Annotated in this window: 20 protein-coding genes and 1 tRNA gene; 17 read left to right on the plus strand and 4 right to left on the minus strand. The window is 62.7% G+C overall.

Annotation, left to right across the window (positions count from 1 at the left end; all coding sequences use genetic code 11):
* Nucleotides 1-75 precede the first annotated feature (75 nt).
* The 3 genes from K9B35_RS04940 to K9B35_RS04950 are packed head-to-tail and all read left to right on the plus strand — an operon-like array spanning nucleotide 76 to nucleotide 3,076.
* Nucleotides 76-1,812 carry a ParB/RepB/Spo0J family partition protein gene (locus tag K9B35_RS04940; RefSeq protein ID WP_224920701.1) on the plus strand — a complete coding sequence of 579 codons (1,737 nt, stop codon included), beginning with the start codon at nucleotides 76-78 and terminating at the stop codon, nucleotides 1,810-1,812.
* A 53-nt stretch (nucleotides 1,813-1,865) separates the two neighbouring features.
* Nucleotides 1,866-2,102 (plus strand): sigma factor-like helix-turn-helix DNA-binding protein, encoded by a 237-nt coding sequence (locus K9B35_RS04945; protein ID WP_224920702.1) that lies wholly within the window; start codon nucleotides 1,866-1,868, stop codon nucleotides 2,100-2,102.
* A 53-nt stretch (nucleotides 2,103-2,155) separates the two neighbouring features.
* Entirely contained in the window at nucleotides 2,156-3,076 is a 921-nt protein-coding gene (locus tag K9B35_RS04950) for a nucleotidyltransferase and HEPN domain-containing protein (RefSeq protein ID WP_224920703.1), read from the plus strand.
* A gap of 1,113 nt (nucleotides 3,077-4,189) precedes the next feature.
* On the opposite strand, the gene K9B35_RS04955 is transcribed toward K9B35_RS04950, so the two are convergent.
* On the minus strand, nucleotides 4,190-4,492 hold the full coding sequence (locus K9B35_RS04955) for a (d)CMP kinase (RefSeq protein WP_224920704.1): 303 nt from the start codon (nucleotides 4,490-4,492) through the stop codon (nucleotides 4,190-4,192).
* 607 nt (nucleotides 4,493-5,099) lie between these two features.
* Here K9B35_RS04955 and rlxS point away from each other — a divergent pair.
* The 8 genes from rlxS (at nucleotide 5,100) to K9B35_RS04995 (ending at nucleotide 14,484) form a co-directional block, all read left to right on the plus strand.
* A complete protein-coding gene (gene rlxS / locus K9B35_RS04960; RefSeq protein WP_224920705.1) occupies nucleotides 5,100-7,073 on the plus strand; it encodes a relaxase/mobilization nuclease RlxS in 1,974 nt (657 codons plus the stop codon).
* Nucleotides 7,074-7,147: 74 nt separating this feature from the next.
* Nucleotides 7,148-7,558 (plus strand): CopG family transcriptional regulator, encoded by a 411-nt coding sequence (locus tag K9B35_RS04965; protein ID WP_224920706.1) that lies wholly within the window; start codon nucleotides 7,148-7,150, stop codon nucleotides 7,556-7,558.
* A gap of 4 nt (nucleotides 7,559-7,562) precedes the next feature.
* The gene (locus K9B35_RS20335; protein WP_412103437.1) at nucleotides 7,563-7,964 is read left to right on the plus strand and encodes a helix-turn-helix domain-containing protein; all 402 of its coding nucleotides are present in this window, start codon (nucleotides 7,563-7,565) and stop codon (nucleotides 7,962-7,964) included.
* A gap of 185 nt (nucleotides 7,965-8,149) precedes the next feature.
* On the plus strand, nucleotides 8,150-9,436 hold the full coding sequence (locus K9B35_RS04975; protein WP_224920707.1) for a hypothetical protein: 1,287 nt from the start codon (nucleotides 8,150-8,152) through the stop codon (nucleotides 9,434-9,436).
* An 8-nt stretch (nucleotides 9,437-9,444) separates the two neighbouring features.
* Nucleotides 9,445-10,743 (plus strand): HEPN/Toprim-associated domain-containing protein, encoded by a 1,299-nt coding sequence (locus tag K9B35_RS04980; protein WP_224920708.1) that lies wholly within the window; start codon nucleotides 9,445-9,447, stop codon nucleotides 10,741-10,743.
* A 542-nt stretch (nucleotides 10,744-11,285) separates the two neighbouring features.
* Complete coding sequence (locus tag K9B35_RS04985) at nucleotides 11,286-12,449, plus strand: DUF262 domain-containing protein (RefSeq protein WP_224920709.1); 1,164 nt, start codon at nucleotides 11,286-11,288, stop codon at nucleotides 12,447-12,449.
* Entirely contained in the window at nucleotides 12,446-13,537 is a 1,092-nt protein-coding gene (locus K9B35_RS04990) for an AAA family ATPase (RefSeq protein ID WP_224920710.1), read from the plus strand. The genes K9B35_RS04985 and K9B35_RS04990 overlap by 4 nt, the downstream gene beginning before the upstream one ends.
* Nucleotides 13,534-14,484 carry a hypothetical protein gene (locus K9B35_RS04995; protein ID WP_224920711.1) on the plus strand — a complete coding sequence of 317 codons (951 nt, stop codon included), beginning with the start codon at nucleotides 13,534-13,536 and terminating at the stop codon, nucleotides 14,482-14,484. The genes K9B35_RS04990 and K9B35_RS04995 overlap by 4 nt, the downstream gene beginning before the upstream one ends.
* A 552-nt stretch (nucleotides 14,485-15,036) precedes the next feature.
* On the opposite strand, the gene K9B35_RS05000 is transcribed toward K9B35_RS04995, so the two are convergent.
* Nucleotides 15,037-15,111: transfer RNA gene (locus tag K9B35_RS05000), tRNA-Glu, on the minus strand.
* Between the two features lie 111 nt (nucleotides 15,112-15,222).
* Between K9B35_RS05000 and K9B35_RS05005 the strand changes: the two genes are divergently transcribed.
* The 5 genes from K9B35_RS05005 (at nucleotide 15,223) to K9B35_RS05025 (ending at nucleotide 18,038) form a co-directional block, all read left to right on the plus strand.
* Nucleotides 15,223-15,759 (plus strand): J domain-containing protein, encoded by a 537-nt coding sequence (locus K9B35_RS05005; protein WP_224920712.1) that lies wholly within the window; start codon nucleotides 15,223-15,225, stop codon nucleotides 15,757-15,759.
* Nucleotides 15,756-16,055, plus strand: coding sequence for a (2Fe-2S) ferredoxin domain-containing protein (locus K9B35_RS05010; RefSeq protein WP_224920713.1), 300 nt, complete (start codon nucleotides 15,756-15,758; stop codon nucleotides 16,053-16,055). The genes K9B35_RS05005 and K9B35_RS05010 overlap by 4 nt, the downstream gene beginning before the upstream one ends.
* A 45-nt stretch (nucleotides 16,056-16,100) precedes the next feature.
* Nucleotides 16,101-16,673 carry a sigma-70 family RNA polymerase sigma factor gene (locus K9B35_RS05015; RefSeq protein WP_224920714.1) on the plus strand — a complete coding sequence of 191 codons (573 nt, stop codon included), beginning with the start codon at nucleotides 16,101-16,103 and terminating at the stop codon, nucleotides 16,671-16,673.
* On the plus strand, nucleotides 16,666-17,397 hold the full coding sequence (locus K9B35_RS05020; RefSeq protein ID WP_224920715.1) for an anti-sigma factor domain-containing protein: 732 nt from the start codon (nucleotides 16,666-16,668) through the stop codon (nucleotides 17,395-17,397). Before K9B35_RS05015 ends, K9B35_RS05020 begins: the two co-directional genes overlap by 8 nt.
* Before the next feature lie 83 nt (nucleotides 17,398-17,480).
* Nucleotides 17,481-18,038 (plus strand): fasciclin domain-containing protein, encoded by a 558-nt coding sequence (locus K9B35_RS05025; protein ID WP_224920716.1) that lies wholly within the window; start codon nucleotides 17,481-17,483, stop codon nucleotides 18,036-18,038.
* A 156-nt stretch (nucleotides 18,039-18,194) separates the two neighbouring features.
* Here the strand turns inward: K9B35_RS05025 and K9B35_RS05030 are convergent, their stop codons facing one another.
* Nucleotides 18,195-18,602, minus strand: a complete 408-nt coding sequence (locus K9B35_RS05030; protein WP_224920717.1) for a SufE family protein — start codon at nucleotides 18,600-18,602, stop codon at nucleotides 18,195-18,197.
* 123 nt (nucleotides 18,603-18,725) lie between these two features.
* Between K9B35_RS05030 and K9B35_RS05035 the strand changes: the two genes are divergently transcribed.
* Entirely contained in the window at nucleotides 18,726-19,583 is an 858-nt protein-coding gene (locus K9B35_RS05035; protein WP_224920718.1) for an alpha/beta hydrolase, read from the plus strand.
* Between the two features lie 98 nt (nucleotides 19,584-19,681).
* On the opposite strand, the gene K9B35_RS05040 is transcribed toward K9B35_RS05035, so the two are convergent.
* On the minus strand, nucleotides 19,682-19,927 hold the full coding sequence (locus tag K9B35_RS05040; protein WP_224920719.1) for a hypothetical protein: 246 nt from the start codon (nucleotides 19,925-19,927) through the stop codon (nucleotides 19,682-19,684).
* Nucleotides 19,928-19,941 lie beyond the last annotated feature (14 nt).

A 19,941-nucleotide genomic window follows, 5' to 3' on the forward strand; every position in this document is an offset into this window, starting at 1 on the left:
GGACTGCCAGTCCGCTCCTTGCCGCCCACCCCCCTTCGCCGGGGCCGGTGCGGTTCAGGAAGAAGGAGCAGTGACATGGAACTCAAGCATATCGAACTCGCCAACCTGTCTGTCTCGACCGCCAATATGCGGGGCGTGAAGAAGGTGCCCGACCTCACCAATATCCTGCCGTCTGTACGTGCGCGCGGGGTGCTGGTCCCGCTGATCGTGCGGCAGAACGGCAGCGCTGACACCTATGAGATCGTCGCGGGCAAGCGGCGTTATCATGCCGCGCTTGCGGTTGCGGAGGAGGGCGGGGGAAGTGACGCTCTGCCCTGCGCGATCATGGAGGCCGGAGACGACGCGGCGGCGCTGGAAGCCTCGCTGATCGAGAACATCGCGCGGCTCGATCCCGACGAGGTAACGCGCTGGGAGACGTTCACCCGGCTGATCCGGGAAGGCCGCAGCCCCGAGGATATCGCACTCACCTTCGGGCTGACCGAAGTGCAGGTGAAGCGGACGCTGGCGCTCGGCCGTCTGTTGCCTCGCATCCGCAATCTCTATCGCCACGAGCAGATCGACGCGGTGACGGTGCGGCACCTGACCCTTGCCAGCAAGGCGCAGCAGCGCGACTGGCTGGCGCTGGTCGATGATCCCGAGCAGCGCGCGCCGGTCGGGCAGCAGCTCAAATCATGGCTGTTCGGGGGCACGTCGATTCTGTGCGAAGCGGCACTGTTCGACCTTGCCGACTACAAGGGTGAGATCGTGTCCGACCTGTTCGGCGACCAGCGCTATTTCGCGAACATCGAGACGTTCTGGACCGCGCAGGAGGCGGCGATTGCGGCGCGGGTCGAGGCGTATCGCGAGGCCGGGTGGAGCGAGGTAGTTGTTCTGGAGCGCGGCGACTATTTCCATAGTTGGGAGCATGAGCGCCGGTCCAAGAAGCAGGGCGGCAGGGTGTTCATCAGCGTCGGGCATAGGGGCGATGTCACCTTCCACGAAGGTTACGTCCCCACCAAGGAAGCGCGAAAGCTGGAGCGCGGCGAAGCTGTCGAGAAGCCCATCCGGCCCGAGGTGAGCGCGCCGCTTCAGAACTACATCGATCTGCACCGGCATGCGGCGGTGCGCGCGGACCTTGCCAGCCGTCCTTCGCTCGCACTGCGCCTGATGGTGGCGCACATCATCGCCGGTTCGCCGCTGTGGAATGTTCGCATCGAAGCGCAGCGCGCCGCCAGTGATGCGATTGCCGAGAGCGTCGAGAATAGCGCATCCGAAGCTGCGTTTGACGAAAAGCGGCGTGCGGTACTGGCGCTACTCGGGTTCGATCCCGAGACGCTGACCGTGACGGGCGGCTATGACGGCCAGCATGGTGTGGCGGGCCTGTTCGTGCGGCTGATCGCGCTTCCCGATCCTGCGGTGATGGACATTCTCGCGATCGTGATGGGCGAGACGCTCGAGGCGGGCAGTGCGCTGATCGAACTGCTGGGGCCGGTGCTTGGCACCGACATGGCCAGGGTCTGGCACAGCGACGACGCGTTGCTCGATCTGATCCGCGACCGCGAGGTGCTACAGCATGTGCTGACAGATGTGGCGGGCGAGGGCGCTTCGCAAGCGAATGAGGCCGCAACCGGCAAGGTCAAGCGCACGATCATCCGCGATTGCCTGACCGGCGAGAACGGACGCGCCAAGGTGACAAGCTGGGTGCCGAGGTGGATGGCGTTCCCCCCATCTGCCTACACCGAGCGCGGCGGGGTCGCGACCGTCAGCCGAGCGGCCAAGGTCGCCGAACTGGCAGGATCGCCCGAACCCGAGCCGCTGCGTCGCGCAGCCTGACTGTCTGGCGGCACCGTGTCGCCAGACTTCCCTCCCTGTTGCTGGAGGACGTCATGACCGATGATCTTGATCCGGCGCCCGTGAAGCGGTTGGAGCGAGCCGTTCGCAAGCTGCCCCGGTTACAGCGCGAAATCTTCCTTGCCGCTCGGCTCGATGAGATGAGCTATGTCGAAATCGCCGAGCGCACCGGCCTCTCTGTTGGGCAGGTCGAGCGGGAGATTGCGCGGGCGCTTGTGAGCATCGCCCGCCGCATCAATCGGCAGCAAAGGCGCTGGTGGCGTTTTCGGTAATCCTGTCGAGCGTCCGTGTTTGCGCACGGGCGCTCGCTCGCTAGGAAGGACGTATGAGGACCGACCTCGATCATCTCCCGGACCGCAAGCGCCGCGATCTCGAACGCGTCGTGCAGATTCTGTTTGCCGAGTTCGAGGACGCGACCGCGCTCGCCACCCAGAAGTGGAAGAAGCAGGGGCGCATCCTCAAGATCATTCTCTACGGCTCGCATGCGCGCGGTGACTGGGTCGAGGATCCGGCTGGCGGATATTTCTCCGACTACGACATCCTCGTCGTGGCGAGTGACGAGCGCCTCACCGACACGCTGGAATTCTGGGCCAAGGCGGACGAGCATCTCACGCGCGAGGTGACGATCGCGAAGCGCATTTCAGCGCCCGTCAACTTCATAGTGCACAGCCTGCGGGACGTGAACGAGCAGCTTCAGCGTGGCCGCCCGTTCTTCGTGGACATCGTGCGCGATGGGATCGTGCTGTACGAAGCCGACGGACACCCGTTCGATAATCCGCGCCCGCTTACGCCCGCGGCGGCGCTTAAGGAGGCGCGTGCATACTTCACCATGTGGTCCGGAAGTGCCGGTCAGTTCATGGTTCAGGGCAAAGAGGCTGCTGATCGAGGATGGGACAACAAGGCAGCATTTGAGCTTCATCAAGCAACGGAACGCTTTTATCATACTGTCTTGCTGACGCTGTCGCTCTACAGCCCGAAGTCGCACAAGTTGAGCTTTCTTCGCAGCCAGGCTGAGCCCTTGGTGCCCGAGCTGATCAACGTTTGGCCACGCGATACGCGCTTCGCCAACCGTTGTTTCGAGTTACTTCGGCAGGCCTATGTAAATGCCCGCTACTCGCCGCATTACCGGATCAAGACGGAGGAACTGGAATGGCTCGCGGAGCGGATCGAACTGCTTCAAAAGCTGGTCACGGAATCGTGCGAGCGCCATATCGGTGACCTTGAAAAGGCCGTCGCCGCGAGCTGACCCGGCGAAGCGGACATGCGGGGGCGACGGCTTCTGGGTGGAATGCTGCCTTGCGGCTTTTGACGAAAATGCAGACAGCGCGTTTTGACGGCACCAACGCCACGACCTACCCAAGCTGTAACGCGCAGATTCAGTGCCGAAATTCACGCGACGTGCTTGCCGAACCGTGAGATTTCCAGCCGCCCCTTCGATCCTGATTCACAACCTCATCGGAGGTTGAGTCTCGGCGATGGTTCTTCAGCAACCACCCAGACCAAGCCTTCCTGGCGAACCATAGTAGCGACACGCTTGGCCACCACTCGGCAACTCGATTAAATAGCCAATGTCCGGGTTCGGTTCGCCCGTAGGGAACGCCTGTATAGCGACGTCGGCGACACACTCGGCGACTGAGGCATAACCGGTGACTTCGAGTGAGTTGACATTGCAGAAAGCCTCCGCCCACGCTTGAGCAGCTTCCCAAGAGTCATTTCCGACTGGGCTTTCGTCTTGATAGCGCTGAGCAGATGCCGGCAATATCGCAATTGGTGACGCCAATACTGCAGCAATTAAGCACGTCACTTTCATCATTGTTCGAACCCTCGACCTTCTCGCGTGGCACTACGCAACGCTAGCCCAGACTAAGTCTGCAGAGGTATTGATCAACAAATTAAGCAACCAAATCGGTTGGATCGGTGAATGTCCAGTGCCAAGTGCTTACCCTTGACCGTTCCTTCGATTTAGACAGCGGATGCCACTAACGGTCGCTTTCGGCCATGCGGTCTTTGAAAGGGTTTAGAGATCGTTTCCGAATCCGGGCATGGCTCACCGGCATTGGCGACAAAATGACTGAGCCTAGTGGGCGGCAAACAATCCGCTTAGTCGATGATCACGTCGAAGTGCGTAGGCAGCGATATGTGAGTGAAATACCACTCCTCCGCCTCGTGCCACTTAGCCTCCCACGGCCCGATTGAACCTTCCCGTTCGAGGAGTTGCCGCATTCGAAGATCGTCCGGGGCAGCGAGTAATATCTTGACGTGCATCAGATTACGCAGGTCCGGGTGGGCGGAGTAGGCACTTTCGACGAAAATGACATTCGAGGGGTGCACGGTCACAGCTGGCGCCCTCAGGCTTCCGTCAAAAATCGAACGGGCGATATGTCGCCGCTAGTCCCGAGTTAAGTTGTCGCAGCACTCCAAAGAGTTTTTGGCGGTCGATGCAGGCGTCCGCTCGTTGCTCGACCGCGTCGTCCCTGACCTCGATCCCCCCGGCGTAAAAGTCGTCGCCTTCGATTATGGTAGCGCCACTTGCGGCTGCGAGAGCGGCGGCGAAGGTCGATTTTCCCGCACCGCTTCGCCCATCGATTGCAACAAACACCTGACGAGAATGCCGCCGCGCGCGGTCAATCAGCTCAAGAATATGTTCGAAGTTCAGGTCCACATTGCTCTTCTAAGGATGCCAACCCGGTGTCTGCAATTGGATGATATCCCTCCGACCGCTCATGACCTGGCACCGGCAGTGCAGCACATCACCCGAACGATTTCTGCCCGCATATTGCGGGCTGATCAACCTACTTTGCGGTGGATTCGGGAGCGCATTTGAAGCGCAGAAACGGATTTTTTCGAGGCCAATCACGACATGATTGACGGTTTCGCGAACGGCAAGACGTAGTCTGCAGCAAGGTGCGTGATCGGATTTTCCGGCCACGCAACCACGAGTTGGGCCGCCAGCTTGGAAGCGTGTAAACGGGTTCTCGCCGCCGGGTCGCCCGGTCTGCGTGTTGCGTGCCGGGGATCGACCGGGACAGGGATGGGCAGAAGGGGCGAGCAGGGTGTGTAAGGCAAGATAAAGGCGCTGCCTCTAAGAGGCGCGCAAAGTGGCGTCTGCACGTCGTTTTTCGTGGAGGCAGGCGTCCCCCGGACTGCGGCTTAGCCTCCACTCGCGAGACATATCGATCGCTTTGCCAGCATTTGCGGGGCCTTGGCGCGAGACAGGTCTGGAGGCCCTTGAACTGGCTGTTCGCTGCTCCCTCATCGCTTGTTTTTGCATGAGGGCAGCGGTGATGGCCGACGATGAATTCGAGCTATGGTTGGGTCGGGCAGGACATGATCGGCCGCTCGCGCACCGGCTGCGCAAGGCTGTCAATCTGGCGGGCGGGATCAAGCGCGTTGGTGACACCCGAAGCCGCCGGTTCGACGGCAGCCGGATTGGGCGCGGCTCGGGCATCGGCAGGGTGCTCGGTTCGTCCGATCGTTATGCAGGTTCGCGCGCGCGCCGCGTTGTGGTCAAGGCACGCTTCGTAAAGCTCGCCGGCAAGGGGAGCGCGGCGGTCGCCCACCTGCGCTATCTCCAGCGCGACGGCACGACGCGCGAGGGCGGTCGTGGTTCACTCTACGGCACCGATCGCGATGCCGTCGACGGCAAGGCGTTCCTCGATCGCGGTGCGGGGGACCGTCATCAGTTCCGCTTTATCGTCGCGCCCGAAGACGGCGCCCAATACGAGGATTTGAAGCCGCTGGTGCGGCGCTGGATGAAGCAGGTTGAAGCCGACCTTGGCACCCGGCTCGATTGGGTCGCGGTCGATCACTTCAACACCGGTCATCCGCACAGCCATGTGCTGGTGCGTGGCATCGATGAGCGCGGCCATAATCTCATCATCGCCCGCGAGTATATGAGCCGGGGCTTGGCCATGCGCGCGGCCGAACTGGTCAACCTTGATCTCGGTCCCCGCACCGACCGGGAAATCCTCGAAGCCAGCCGCCGTGAGATCGACCAGGAGCGATTCACCGGCATCGATCGCACGTTGCTGCGTGCACGCGACGCCGACGGGTTCGTGACGGCGTGGCATCCCGACAGCATAGAGCAGAGCCTGCGCGCGGGGCGGCTGGCCACGCTTGCGCGAATGGGGCTAGCGATCGAGGAGGAACGCGGTCGCTACCGGCTCGACGCGGGACTAGAACCGACGCTGCGCGCGATGGGCCGGCGGGGCGATATCATCGCGCTGATGCATGAACAGATGAAGCGCGATGCGACCGAAGGTCAGCCGCAGGATTACGCGATCTACGACCCTACGAAGGGCGAGCCGTTGATCGGGAGGATCGTTACCCGCGGGCTGGCCGACGAGCACAGCGATCGCATGTATGCGATTATCGCCGCGACCGATGGGCGCAGCCATTACGTCGAGCTGGGCGAGGGAGTGTTCTCGTCGATGCCCGAGCCGTCGGGGATTGTTCGGGTGAACCCGGCAGTTGTCGCCCTCCGCCCGGCGGACCGGGTCATCGCAGAGGTCGCTGCCAGCACTGGCGGGAGCTACAGCGTGGAGCAGCACTTGCTCCACGATCCGACCGCGACGCGGCGCTTTGCCGAAGCGCATGTGCGGCGGCTCGAAGCGATGCGCCGTGCCGGCGTAGGTGTCGAGCGTCAGCAGGACCGCAGCTGGACCATCGCGCCAGATCATCTCGATCGCGCGCTGGCTTTCGAGCACGCCGCCGCCGCCGCCAAACCTGTCAGCATCGACGCGCTTTCGACTGAGCCGCTCGCCCACTTGGCGAGCCGCGAAGGTGCGAGCTGGCTCGATGAGCAACTGGTCGCCCCGGTTCCGGAGAAGCTCGGGTCGGGGTTCGGAGCCGAAGTTCGTAAGGCGCTGGCGCTACGGCAACAGTGGTTGATCGAGCAGGGGCTGGCGTCGAGGGAAGGGGAGGGCGTGCAATTCCACCCCGGATTGGTCGCGGAATTACGTCAGCGTGAGCTACGGCAGGTCGCTGCGCAGCTTTCGCGGGAACTGGGTCTCGACTTTGTCGAGCATCGCGGCGGGCGGGTCGAGGGCATCTATCGCAAGCCCGTGCAGATCGGCTCCGCCAGGTTTGCGGTGATCGAGAAGTCGCGCGAGTTCACGCTCGTGCCGTGGCGGCCAGTGCTCGACAAGCAGCTTGGGCGTCCTGTCTCCGGCATCGACCGTGCTGGGTCGATCAGCTGGACGTTTGGACGCGGGCGAGCCGGGCCGGAGGTCGGTTCGCTCTGAATGGCCCCACAAAGGTACTCTCTGGCACCAGAGGGGCCCTGTTCGCTCGCCCTCTAAAAGCCGAGTCTGCGTTTATGCAGACCGCCAAGACACGCCACCAATTCTATCTCCCGGATGACCTGTCCGCGAAGCTCGATGCGCTGGCGGCGCAGCCCGGCTCGTCCAAGACCGTGATCCTCACGGACGCGCTCACCGCGTGGTTCGAGCGCCGGGCCAGTCACGAGCTCGACGATCGGTTCGGCGCCCGCCTCGACCGCCAGAGCCGCAGCGCCGATCGCATCGAGCAGAAGGTCGATTTCATGACCGAGGTGATCGGCCTTTTTGTCCGCCACCAGCTGACGCTCACGGCCCATCAGCCGCCGTTCGACGCGGAGACGCGGCAACTCGGCCAGCTTCGCTACGACCAGTTTGTGCAGCTCGTTGGTCAAATCCTGGCACGCGACGATGCGCGCCTGAGCGGCCGCAATCCCCGAAAAGAAGGATAGACTCATGGCAAAAGTTCAGAGCGAGCGGATCGCTGACATGGAGCCGCTCACCGTCCGAATTGCAGAGGCGTGCCGGATCACTGGGATCGGACGGTCCAAACTCTATGAGCTCATTGCCGCCGGCGAGATTGAGACGATCAAGGTGGGGGCGATTACGCTTATCCCGCTTAACGGTATCCGGGCGCTGGTTGATCGCGGTCGTTCAGTCGAAGACAGCGCGTTCTCGCGGCGGCTGGAGGCTGCGATGCATTCCACGCTGGCACGCGGTATCATGACCGCCGCCCTGACGAACTTACCCCAAGGTATCCGGAGCGATCTTTCATCGTTGCACGAACAGACGCGAGTTAAAGCTGAGGATGCAATCGTCGCCTGCATCGTCAAAGCGCTATATGCCTCGGAACTGTAAATCTGCTGAGGGCTCCCTTGCCACCAAGTCCCAGTCGCTTGCCTTGTTCTGAAATCAATACGAGGGCAGTCGCTGGTTCAGCGGTGCAGTGCCGGGTTAAGCTTATATTCTCATGCCTCAGATTCGGGCTTTCCGCCCGCCCGTAGAGAGGTGCATTGTCCCCTAAACAATCAGGGAGGGGCGGCTTGGCATACGATGAAGTAGAGGTGGGTCAGCTTTGCGTAAACCAGGCGAATGATCGCCATGGCGAAGTAGGTAGCGAAAACCTCGCGATCGCGGAGCTGTTCAGGTTACATAACTCGCAGATGCGAAATCTTGCAGCAGACATAGCAGCTGTCGGCGCGGTCTACGACCCGCCGCTGGTCATGCCCAGTGATGGTGGTTTCGTTGTGTTCGACGGCAACCGGCGGGTGACGTGCCTCAAGTTGCTGTTGGATCCCGCGCGTGCACCGACGGCTGATCTGCGCGCGCACTTCATGGCGCTCAGAAATGAAGCGGCCGCTGCGATCCCTGATCGGCTGTCCTGCCAGGTCGAGGAAGACCGGAACGTCATCGACAGTATCCTCTACCGGCGGCACACTGGCTCGCAACGAGGTGTCGGTCAGCTCGGATGGAACAACCGGGCGAAGCTCAATTTCGTCGAGCGGACGGGACAAGGCGGCGGCATCAACGTCGCAGCCGAGGTAGAACGCCTACTAGCGGAGGCCGACCGCCTGCCGGAAGGCGTCATTCCTTGGTCGACTTTAACTCGGCTTCTATCCTCAGAGGAGTTCCGAAATCGGGCTGGCATTAGCACCGCAGGGAGAAGATTTCGTCTCACCCATGACCATGCGGCCGTCGCCGATGCGCTGCAGCGCATCTCCAGCGACCTCGCGAACCAAGTGGTTACTCTCGGCGACCTTTGGAACAATGAAGGGAAGCGGGCCTACTTGAACCGCCTTCAGGACGAAGGAGTGCTTCCGGTCGAGAACGAGCGCTTGGTCGAGCCCCGCGATGTGGCGCGCGCGCCTCGCGGTCCCCGCCGAAACGCGCCTCCGCCACGCCCGGCTCAGGCGACCTTTGTCCCGGCGGACGCGCCGCGAATCCAGTGGACCGCTGCGCAGCAACGGGTTCGGGCGATCTGGGAGGAGTTGCAATCTGTGACCCTGCGCGAGCATCCAAACGCCACCTCCGCGCTGATGCGCATTCTCCTCGAGCTCGCGGTCGAGAGCTACATCGCTGAGCACGGTCTCAACGTCCCGGACAATCTCTCTCGCAAGGTCGGTGCGGTGGCTGCAGATTTGCTGCAGCGTCAGATTATCGATCGAGCCTACTTCGACGAGTTGGAGCGTATTAGGCTGAATGATCAGCTCGTCTCGGTCGCTAGCATGCAGCGCTACATCCACTCGCCGGACTTCGCGCCGATGGAGAACGAGCTGAGGACCTACTGGACGAGGCTCGGGCGCTTCCTCGTCGCGACGCTCAGCTGCTGACGGGTGACATGGGAACAGAAATTGACTTGGCGATCGACGGGATCACCCTCGACTGGGCTAAGAACTCAATGGGGATTGACTACGGTTCGCTCTTTCAGGCCGGGGACCTTGCCCATCGTCGGTCCGGTCAGATCGACTACGCGTATTGCGCGGAAAACCACATTGACACGACGTCTGCCGAGAGAGCGTTCGTGCGGCCGCTGGCCCGCGTTCTGCCGCGACTAGACATGCTCGGTCACGGAATCGCCGGTGCGCGGGTCGCCTACGAGGAGTCCGTTCGTCGGGCGCTTGAGCTTGCGAGAGACATCACATCGGTTGAATTGCCGACGGACCTCATGTCGTTCCAAGAATTCGTGAGCTTGTGCGGTCGATTTCCGCTCGCCAGTCTCGGCGATCAGGTCATCAAGTCAGCAGACGGGCCCTTGGCCTTGCCCGGGCGTTTCGCGGCGCATGCCGAGGAAATCCGCCGCATCCCCTCCGAACCCGACTATTATCCTTGGATGAGAGAGGGCGGTCGATCGGAGCGGGATTTCTTCGGGACCACCTTCTGCATCCTAGATTCTTATTCGATGCTTCAGGTCCTCGGTGCGGACGGGCGCAACGCCGATGCCGAACTCGTGTGGCTCTACGGCACACTAGTCGACAACGGATGGGAGGAGGAAGCATCGTTCGTCGCCGGGGCACCTCGCCACAAGCGTGTGCTAGTCGCGACAGAGGGGGCGTCCGATGCCAGGATCGTCCGACGGGGGCTTGATGCACTGCGTCCCGACATCGCCGACTTCTTCCGCTTCATCGATGTGAACGAGAGTCACCCGTTCTGGGGGACCGGGAGCCTTGTCAAGTTTGCCGAAGGCTTGGTCCGGATCGACGTTCAGAACCAAATCCTGTTCCTTCTCGACAACGATACGGAAGGCAGAGACGCCGAACGGCGGCTGCAAGCGCTCGGCATGCCGACTAATATGCGCGCCATGGTGCTCCCGGATCATCCGTCGCTCCGCGACTTCCCTTCGCTGGGGCCGCAGGGGATGTCGTCGGGCGACATCAACGGGCGGGCGGCGGCTATCGAATGCTATCTGGATTTGGCGCTTCCGAGTTATCCGCCGGCAAAGGTCGTCTGGAGCAACTACAAAAAAGAGGTGGATGCCTGGCAAGGCGCGCTGGAGCACAAGGGCTCGTACGCTAAGCACTTCTTCGACCAGTCGGATGGGCAGCTGCGCTCCGGAGGCTACGACATTTCGAAGCTCGAAGCAGTGCTAGACGCCCTCGTTACGGAGGCAACCATCCTTGTTGCGCAGGCCTCGCTGTGAACGGAATTAGGAGTGCAACTCGCGGCTGTCCGGTGGCGGCCGTTGTGGCGCAACTTCGCGAGAGGGACGGCTGCTTTCATCTTGCTACGACCTCTAACCCGACACTCTCCTCCGGCCTACTTTCTGCCGTCGAGGCCAAGCGCAGAATGATGATCGCTTCTGGGCCGACTGCGGGCAGAGCGCTTTTGGGCGGTCAGCAGCACGAAGCAGACGCTCGATAAGAAACCTCAAGCGTCGCGTTGCCCCACATGCGGTCGTTGAACGCCGTGTAGCTGCCTGACGAAAGCGCACGTTCGTTCAGGCGTAGCGCGCTGCGCGAAACCGGCCATCCGTGCACCGCGGCGATGCTCAAAGGCTTTATGACGATGGTCGCACGCCGCGACTCGTCTGGAATGTCGGCTGAGTTGCAGCCCACGAGCGGGCATTTCAATCCATTGCAACCCTCGCGGGTCCGTCGCCGCACTATGTCTCGGCGGTCCTTTCACGTGATGGTACTTTCGTGTGGGCGTTTCGTGCGGTACTGATGAACGACACCAGCGGCGATGAGCGAACCATTTGTGATTGAAGCAGAGCCTGACATTGAGGATATCTCCGGTCTCGAGAACGAGGTCGCCGACGCGCCTGATCTGCTGAAACCATGGGATCCGCAGCAGATTCGCATCACAACCAAGACCTTTACGATCCGCGAGATATTCAATCAGATCGAGGAGCATGAGATCGATCTTGCTCCTGACTTTCAGCGCAGCTTTGTATGGAAGCCGAAGAAGCAGGTTCTTCTGATCGAGTCGATCATTCTTGGCATCCCGCTGCCAGCGTTTTATTTCAATCAGGACGAATTTGGAGCCTATCAGGTCATCGACGGCGTCCAGCGGTTGACAACGATCCGCCTGTTCATGGCAAATGAGCTGTCGCTAGAAGAAACGCACCTTGCGTACTTGAAGGATTTGACGGGCCAGACTTTCGGCAGCCTCGAAGCGCCAATCAAACGTCGTTTCTCAGCCACCCAAATCGTTGCTCACGTGATCGAACCGCAGACGCCTGCGGAACTCAAGTTCGATATCTTCAATCGCGTCAACACGGGCGGCGAGCCACTCTCGCCGCAGGAGATACGGCATTGCATGAGCAAGGAGCCGTCGCGCCTGCTGCTCAACGATCTCATCACGCGCCCCAGTTTCGACGCCGCCACAGGCTATTTCTTCTTTTCACGCGATCCATCCGGGGCTCGGATCAGGGACAATCGGCGAATGGCTGATCGGGAGCTTGCCCTTCGCTTTTGCGCCTTCCGGACGTCCACGATCGCCGATTACGAAGACGCGAGTAGCCTCGATGGTTTTCTCCTCGACTTCACGCGCCGGATAGACTTCGAACTTACGGACGCGGAGCGAACCGCGCTGAGCGCAGCGTTCGAACGAGCGATGACGAACTGCAAGGAAATCCTAGGTGATGCCGCATTTCGCCGGTGGAGGCCCGCGGCCCCGCGTCGAGGCCCTATCAATCGCGCCGTTTTCGAATCGCAGGCTGTGGCCTTGGCGGACTATACGCTAGACGAACTGCTCCCCCATGCCGCGGTGATCAAGGACGCCTTCCGTTCTCTCTTCGATTTGGAGGAATATGACAGCGCGGTACGTTTCGGGACGGGCGACCCGCGTAAGATCGAGCGACGGCTTGGGATCACCAAGGCGACGATCGAGATGATACTCGCATGATCGATCGCGTCATCATCGACGGCTTCAAGCGCTTCGAGAACGAAGAATTCGAGTTCCGCAACCTCACCGTTCTCGCCGGACGTAACGGCGCTGGTAAGACATCGCTGATCCATTCCCTGCTTCTCGTTGAGAACGCAATCCGGCGTAATGACGGTACGGCTCAGCTAAACGGGCCTTATGATCTCGAGCTTGGCTGGTTTGAGGATTTGGTCAACATCAATCGCTTTGGCACGAACCCGGAGTTTGTTATCGGTCTGGAAGCCGACGGGGGTGAAACGACGTGGACCTTCAGTAAGGGCGACACGAACCTCTACGCCGCCGTCAAGCGATCCGGTGAAGGTCGAATCCCTTCTTTTTCCACTAACCCTCGCAGCTTTCAGTATATTTCCGCTGAACGTTTGGGCCCTCGGCTGACCCAACGATCGTCGGCAAAGCCTGCAATGCTGCTTGAGGTCGGCCATACCGGCGCACATGTCGCGCAAGTCATCGAGCGACTCATTCCCTACAGCGTCCCGGTGGCGCGGTTGGCTGGCGATAAATCGAGGGGGCCGACGCTCCTCAAGGACCAGACCGAGTTCTGGCTGACCGATATCGTGCGCCCTACGGCTCTCGATACCAGCGAACTCGCAGGCACCGATGTGATCGCGCTGCGCTTTAAAACTCCGGAAGGTGACTGGGTGCGCCCGACCAATATGGGGTTCGGCGTCAGCTATGCGCTCCCGATCATCGTCGCGGCGCTGACCGCGAGCGACGGCGGGCTGCTGATCGTCGAGAATCCCGAGGCCCATCTTCACCCCGGCGGACAATCCGAGATGGGCCGCTTCCTTGCCCAAATGGCAGCAAGCGGCCTTCAAGTAATCGTAGAGACGCATTCGGATCATGTCTTGAACGGCATCCGCCTGGCGATCGGCGGAGGTGCTTCGCTTGTTTCCGACCAAGCGGTGGTCCATTATTTCCCTGACGGGGAACAGGCCCCTCAGAAGCTCACTTTCACGCGGGGCGGCAGCTTTCTGGACTGGCCTTCGGGTTTCTTTGACCAGTACCGGATCGACGTCGCTAAGCTGACCCAGCTCCCCCGTCTGCCGTGACCGTGTTCCGGTTCGCTATCGACGAGCGATCATTTCAACTTACTGGTTTGCCGGCCGATCAAGTCGCGCCGGCTATCAAGGCATTGATAGACTTGCTGCGCGAAGTGACGAACGCCGGCCACAGGGTGTGCTTCGACCCAGACATGTTCACAATGCCGATCTGGGGCGGTCTCAGCTTCTATGAGCTGTTCACGGCCGGAACGGTCGGACTCTCGGTTGAGGATCAGATCGCAGCGACCACCTACTTTGCCACGATCGTTAGATGGGACGATGTCAATGGTCCGGCGCCGGCCGCGCTCGACGTATCGGTATCCGGCGGTCCCATGGAGACCTCTGGAACGCTCGCGTGGGCGCATACTCGTGCGTCGCTGAAGTTGAGCGCGGCGGCTTGCATCTCCTGCGCTGCGACAAGGCCCCTCGGGTTAAACGATGTTCAGCTGATTGGGGGGGGGCTCGAGAAAATTTGGTTCGTCAACGATATGGCGGGCGTCCGGAATTTTTTCCGCGATTTGCTTTCTGTTCATGCAGGGGCACCAGCCGATCTCGAGCTGCTCGCAAGTGATGCGTTCCCGGAACTGGCGTTCGTTAACGGGAGCTTCGCGGGCATCAAAAGCATGAGCCGGGGGCTGCCGCAGATCGCTCCAGACATTGTCCGTCATCTGGGGGCGTTGTCCGACTATGGGCAGGCAGTGTTTCAGGCGGCTTGGATCGACGCGGAGGCGAGCTTCGGCGCGAGGGGGGTCAGTCTCTCCGACGAGAACGGCAAGACCAAGCAGAACAAGGTTGCGCGGAAAGAGCGTGCACGAGAAATCGACGGTCAAGAGATACTGTTCTGGTGGCATACGAAAATTGAACCAGACCGAGATCGGATCCATTTCAACCCTGATCGCGTGCCGGGCGGTGGCAAGATCCTGATTGGGATCTTTTGCCGTCATCTAACTAACTAGACGGGCAGCTTTCGAATAAGGCTCCTAGGCTTACGGTCACGGTCCGACCACGGCGACTGCGAGAGTAGAGGAAGGCATGCGGCCCCTTGATCCGATGATGACACCGGGCGATAGAGCTGATCCCCCTGATGCGCACCTCAGCCGCAGCCCTCCACCTTCGATTTCAGCGAATCATCGATCACCGACGCCACGGCAGTCGCCGAGACAATCTCCCGTGATGGCTCACTCCAGCGTGATACGCTCCTGTGCACAAACAGCTGCTTGTTGATCCCACTTCTTCAAATCGGTCCACCTGATTTCCACCAATGGTGTCCGTTTGACGCCGCGTGAGCGAAATGGCGACATTTGGGACTGGAGGTGTGTGTCCTAGGAAAAACTGGGCTTACGGCGCGAATCAGACATTCGCAGTACGTTGACCACGCATCGACAAACTGGACCGCAGGTCCGGAACAATCCATGAAAATTCGCCGATTTCCAGCCACGGTTCTGCAGTAAATTTGCAGCAAATTGCAAACTGATAAAGATTGGGTGCCGGTAAGTCATTGAAATCGCTGGTGACCCCTACGAGAATCGAACTCGTGTTTTCGCCGTGAGAGGGCGACGTCCTAACCGCTAGACGAAGGGGCCATATGAGCGGAACCGGCGCCTTTATCGGGGGGCGGGCGGGGCGTCAAGCGGGGGGCGTGAAAACAAATGGCGGGGTGGCGTTCGCGCCATTCGCGCCCTATCTGGCTTCGAATGGCGCGTTCTACCCGATCGATGGACTGGGGCTTCCCCCGCTGGCGTGCCTATGGCAGCGAGCGCGAAGCGGTGAAGGTGCGCCTGTGCGACCGGCATGGCTGCGAGCTGCCGGGCGACCGCCCCGCGCCCAAATCGCCCAACAGCCCGGAGCGCTGGTATTTCTGCGAAACGCATGCCGGCGAATACAACCGCAACTGGAATTACTTCGAGGGGCTGACCGCCGAGGAAGCGGCCGAGCGCGAGGCGCAGGAGCGCCGCGACGCTGGCGATTTCTCCGAAAGCCGCCACAATGAATGGGCCGGACCCGGCGACGGCAGCCGCTCGCGCGACGAGATGCGCGCGCTCGACGTGCTCAAGCTCGATCCCGATGCGGATTTCGAGGCAGTGCGTGCGGCGTGGCGCAAGCTCGCCAAGGAAAACCACCCCGATGTCCGCCCCGGCGATGCCGATGCGGCGAAGCGGTTTCAGGCGATCCAGACCGCCTATGAAGTGCTGCGCGCTGCCGAGGAGCGGCGGCAGTGGCGGCCTGATTGAAGACCCGCGTCCAGTCCAACTGGTCGAATGCCGTGCTCGTCTGCGCCAAATGCTCGAAAAAGCTGGATGGCGGGTTCGGGCCAAAGGGCAAGCAGTCGCTGGGCAAGGCGCTGCGCAAACAGCTGCATCTCAAAAAGGGGCGCAAGGCTGCGGCGGGGGTCCTCGACGTCAAATGCCTGGGCGTGTGCCCGCGCGGCGCGGTCACGGTGGTCAATGGCGCGGCGAGTCGGGAGTGGCTGCTGGTCCCGGCTGGTGCCGATCTCGATACCGTCGCCGGTGAACTCGGCCTTTCCTGATCGTCCCCGCTTGCGCCGGACCACAGCTTCGCTACGGTTCGCCGCGTGACGCCGTCATCGCCCTCCGCAATTCTCGCGCGCAAGCGGCTGGCCGATGCGCTGATTTCCGTCGGCCGCGGCGACCGCGCCGCGCTCGCAGAGGTCTATAATCTCACCAGCGCGAAGCTATTCGGCATTTGCCTGCGTATCTGCGGAAGCCGGGAGGAAGCGGAGGACGTGGTGCAGGAAGTCTATGTGAAGGTGTGGCAGCGGGCGGGGCGGTTCGACCCTGAACGCGCCAGCCCGATCACCTGGCTTGCCGCCATCGCCCGCAACAGCGCGATCGACCGGCTGCGCGCCCGGCCAGCGATGGCCGCCGCGCCGATCGAGGCTGCTGCCTATGTTGCCGATGATGCCCCCGCCGCCGATACCGCGATCGAGGATGCACAGGAGCAGGGCCGCATGCGCGCCTGTCTCGACGCATTGGAGCAGCGCGCGTCGTCAGCGATCCGCGCCGCCTTTTTCGGCGGGCTGACCTATGCCGAGCTGGCGGAGCGCGACCGGGTGCCGCTTGGCACGATGAAGACGTGGATCCGCCGTGGCCTGCTTCAGCTGAGGACGTGCCTGGGCGATGGTTGACCCGATGGACCTTCCCGACGAACGCGAACTGCTCGCCGCCGAGCTTGCGCTGGGCGTGCTGGAGGGCGACGCGCTGGCTGCGGCCAACCGTCGCCTGCTGACCGACGCGGCCTTCGCCGAAGAGGTTGAGGCGTGGCGCGATCGGCTGGCGGGCATGGCGCTCGACGTGCCCGACGAAACGCCGCCGGACGAATTGTGGAGCCGTATCGAGCGCGCGATCGACGGCACCGGCCCCGCGCCGGTCGTCGATCTGGTGCCGCGTCGCCAGTTGCGGCGGTGGCAGTTCGGCACCGCTGCAGCCGGAGCGGTCGCTGCCGCGCTTGCGGTCATGCTGGTCATCCCGCGCCCCGATCCGCTGACCATCCCGCCGCCGACGCAGGCCGCGGCCCAGCCCGCAATCGTCGCGCAACTGCGCGGCGAGGGGGAGGGGCCGCTGGTTGCCGCGCGCTATGATCCGTCGACGGCACAGCTGCGGCTGGTCGCGCAGGACATGGGCGAGGACCCGCGCGTGCCGGAGCTGTGGATCATTCCCGAAGATGGTATCCCGCGCTCGCTCGGCGTGATTCAGCCGGCAGGCGACACCCAGCTTGCCGTGGCCGAAGGGCACCGATCGATGCTGCATGATGGCGCGACGCTGGCCATCACCATGGAGCCGCGCGCGACCGCGCCGCACCCTGCGCCGACCGGACCGCGCGTGGCTGCAGGAAAAATTTTCGGCATCTGACATCCGGCGCGCATCCGCCGCCGTATCTCCTGCGCAACCCGGCCCCAAGTGGTCCGGGCACTGCCACGAAAGCAGGAGGATTTATGAAGTTTCGTACCTCGCATTTCGCACTGGCGCTTGCCGGTGCCGCGCTGGCCACTGGTTCGGTCGCGATCGCCGGACAGAACAAGATGGTCGGCGGTGCCGCGATGTATCCGACCAAGGATATCGTCGATAACGCCGTCAATTCGAAGGATCACACCACGCTGGTCGCCGCAGTGCAGGCTGCGGGCCTGGTCGACACGCTGAAGTCGCCCGGACCGTTCACCGTGTTCGCGCCGACCAACGCCGCGTTCGCCAAGCTCCCCGCCGGCACCGTCGACACGCTGCTGAAGCCGGAGAACAAGGGTACGCTGACCGCCGTGCTCACCTACCATGTCGTGCCCGGCAAGATGATGGCTGGCGATATCGCGGCCAAGGCCAAGGCGAATGGCGGCAAGCTGGACCTGACCACCGTTCAGGGCGAAAAGATCACCCTGTCGATGCGCGGTTCGGGCTGGATCGTCACCGATGCCAAGGGCGGAACGTCCAACATCACCATCGCCGATGTCGCGCAGAAGAACGGCGTGATCCACGTCGTCGACTCGGTACTGCTGCCCTGATCTGACCCCCGTCGCGCGGGTTTTTACCCGGCCCCGCGCGACACCCCGCCGGTGTTGTTTCCCTCTTTAACCATCGGCGGGACTACCGCCCGCCCGGCCACTGTCTCTCAGGCCGGGCGGGTACGGTCGTTTGACCGACCCGCCACCGGCCCTGGCTCACGCGGCGTAGCGCTCCGCCGTCGATCGGATCAGCGCGATCATGTTCGGAATGCCCTGCGTCCGGTTGGAACTCAGCTGGTTACGCAGGTCGAACGGCGCCAGTGCCCCCTCGATATCGCTCGCGAGAATATCCACCGGGCTCCGATCCTGCACCGCCAGCAGCACGAGTGCGATGATCCCCTTGGTGATCGCGGCGTTGCTGTCGGCGAGGAAGTGGAGCGCACCGTCGTCACGCACCGTCGGATAGACCCACACCGCTGCCGAACACCCGCGCACCAATGTCGCATCGGTCTTCAGCGCATCGGGCATCGGCTCCAGCGCCTTGCCGAGGTCGATCAACAGCCGATAGCGGTCATCGGCGTCGAGAAATTCATACTCATCGGTCAGGTCGGACAGGCTGGTCATGGCCGGGCGTTTAGCGGCGTCGGCGCGCACCGTCACCTGATCTTGCGCGCAGGGCCGTCGGCACGGCACAACGTGTTCGTCTTCGCTTCGGGAATTGCCATGTCACGCTTTGCCACGTTCAGTATGGCCCTGTCCCTGCTCGCTGCGCCGGGCATGGCAAGCGCGCAGTCCGCGCCTTCGTCGTCAGTCGCCGTCTCCAGCCAGCGCGAGATCGTCTATCGCACCGCCGAAACCGGTCCGCTGCACCTCGACCTTCACCGCCCGAACACCGCGAAGGGCAAACGCACCCCCGTGCTGGTCGTGATCCATGGCGGGGCATGGGCGCGGGGCGAGCGGCCTAAGGGCTGGACCGGCTATCGCCGTTTCGTCGAGGCGGGGTTTGCGGTGGTCAGCATGCAATATCGACTGTCGGGACAGGCCCGCGCACCCGCCGCCGTCGAAGATGTCCGCTGCGTGATGGGCTGGATCGCGCGTTCGGCGGAGCGCGAGGGGCTGGACCCGAAGCGGATCGTGCTGATGGGCACATCGGCGGGTGCGCACCTTGCACTGATGGCTGCCTATGTGGACGCAAGCGAGGGGCTGGACCCGGCGGGGTGCGGACCCGCGCCGCGCGCGGCTGCGGTGATCGACTTTTACGGCCCTACTGACCTTCGCCCGCAATCGCTCGGCGCGTGGAACAGTCCGTCGATCGGCAAATGGGTCGGGGAGGGGGAGGCGGGCGCCGCGATGGCCGCCCGCATGTCGCCGATCACCCGCATCAAGCCGGGCCAGCCGCCAGTCTTCATCGTCCATGGCGATGCCGACCCGGTGGTCCCGGTCGCCGCATCGATCGCGCTAAAAGCCGCGCTCGAGCGGGCGAAGGTGCCGACCGAACTCCATGTCGTCCCCGGCGGGGTGCATGGAAAGTTCGATCCCGTTGTGCAGGATCGCCTGCTGGCCGATGCGGTGACCTTCCTGAAGCGTCACCGCGTGATCGACTGAACTTATTTAGAAGATGGGTGGGAGCGGCGTCTGCAGCTGCCGCTCCCGTGGTGCAGTGGCGGTGGCCTCCCAACCGTCCGCCGCTGCTCCGGGGGCTCTTACAAATCCACGCCTGCGGCGATCGCTTCGAGCTTGCGGATGCGTTCCTTGAGGTCCGCGATCTCGATCCGCGCGCCGGCATTGGTCGGTGCGGCATGGGCGGTGTCGCCCTGATGGACCAGCGACAGCTCCTGCCGCTTGAGTGCCAGCCAGCCGCGCCATCCTGCGAGGCCCGCTCCGGTCACCATGCCCAGCCCCGCGAGGGTCGCCAGTGCAATGGCCATGTAGAAATTGGGGTCGGTCATCACATCCTCCTCCG

The sequence above is a fragment of the Sphingomonas sp. R647 genome (assembly GCF_020177055.1).
Taxonomy (GTDB): domain Bacteria; phylum Pseudomonadota; class Alphaproteobacteria; order Sphingomonadales; family Sphingomonadaceae; genus Sphingomonas.

Bases quoted from the DNA above. Each gene is read 5' to 3' on its own strand.
- K9B35_RS04940 (WP_224920701.1), top strand. From the start codon at position 76: ATGGAACTCAAGCATATCGAACTCGCCAACCTGTCTGTCTCGACCGCC.
- K9B35_RS04945 (WP_224920702.1), top strand. From the start codon at position 1,866: ATGACCGATGATCTTGATCCGGCGCCCGTGAAGCGGTTGGAGCGAGCC.
- K9B35_RS04950 (WP_224920703.1), top strand. From the start codon at position 2,156: ATGAGGACCGACCTCGATCATCTCCCGGACCGCAAGCGCCGCGATCTC.
- rlxS (WP_224920705.1), top strand. From the start codon at position 5,100: ATGAGGGCAGCGGTGATGGCCGACGATGAATTCGAGCTATGGTTGGGT.
- K9B35_RS04965 (WP_224920706.1), top strand. From the start codon at position 7,148: ATGCAGACCGCCAAGACACGCCACCAATTCTATCTCCCGGATGACCTG.
- K9B35_RS20335 (WP_412103437.1), top strand. From the start codon at position 7,563: ATGGCAAAAGTTCAGAGCGAGCGGATCGCTGACATGGAGCCGCTCACC.
- K9B35_RS04980 (WP_224920708.1), top strand. From the start codon at position 9,445: ATGGGAACAGAAATTGACTTGGCGATCGACGGGATCACCCTCGACTGG.
- K9B35_RS04985 (WP_224920709.1), top strand. From the start codon at position 11,286: ATGAGCGAACCATTTGTGATTGAAGCAGAGCCTGACATTGAGGATATC.
- K9B35_RS04990 (WP_224920710.1), top strand. From the start codon at position 12,446: ATGATCGATCGCGTCATCATCGACGGCTTCAAGCGCTTCGAGAACGAA.
- K9B35_RS05005 (WP_224920712.1), top strand. From the start codon at position 15,223: ATGGCGCGTTCTACCCGATCGATGGACTGGGGCTTCCCCCGCTGGCGT.
- K9B35_RS05020 (WP_224920715.1), top strand. From the start codon at position 16,666: ATGGTTGACCCGATGGACCTTCCCGACGAACGCGAACTGCTCGCCGCC.
- K9B35_RS05025 (WP_224920716.1), top strand. From the start codon at position 17,481: ATGAAGTTTCGTACCTCGCATTTCGCACTGGCGCTTGCCGGTGCCGCG.
- K9B35_RS05030 (WP_224920717.1), bottom strand. From the start codon at position 18,602: ATGACCAGCCTGTCCGACCTGACCGATGAGTATGAATTTCTCGACGCC.
- K9B35_RS05035 (WP_224920718.1), top strand. From the start codon at position 18,726: ATGGCCCTGTCCCTGCTCGCTGCGCCGGGCATGGCAAGCGCGCAGTCC.
- K9B35_RS05040 (WP_224920719.1), bottom strand. From the start codon at position 19,927: ATGACCGACCCCAATTTCTACATGGCCATTGCACTGGCGACCCTCGCG.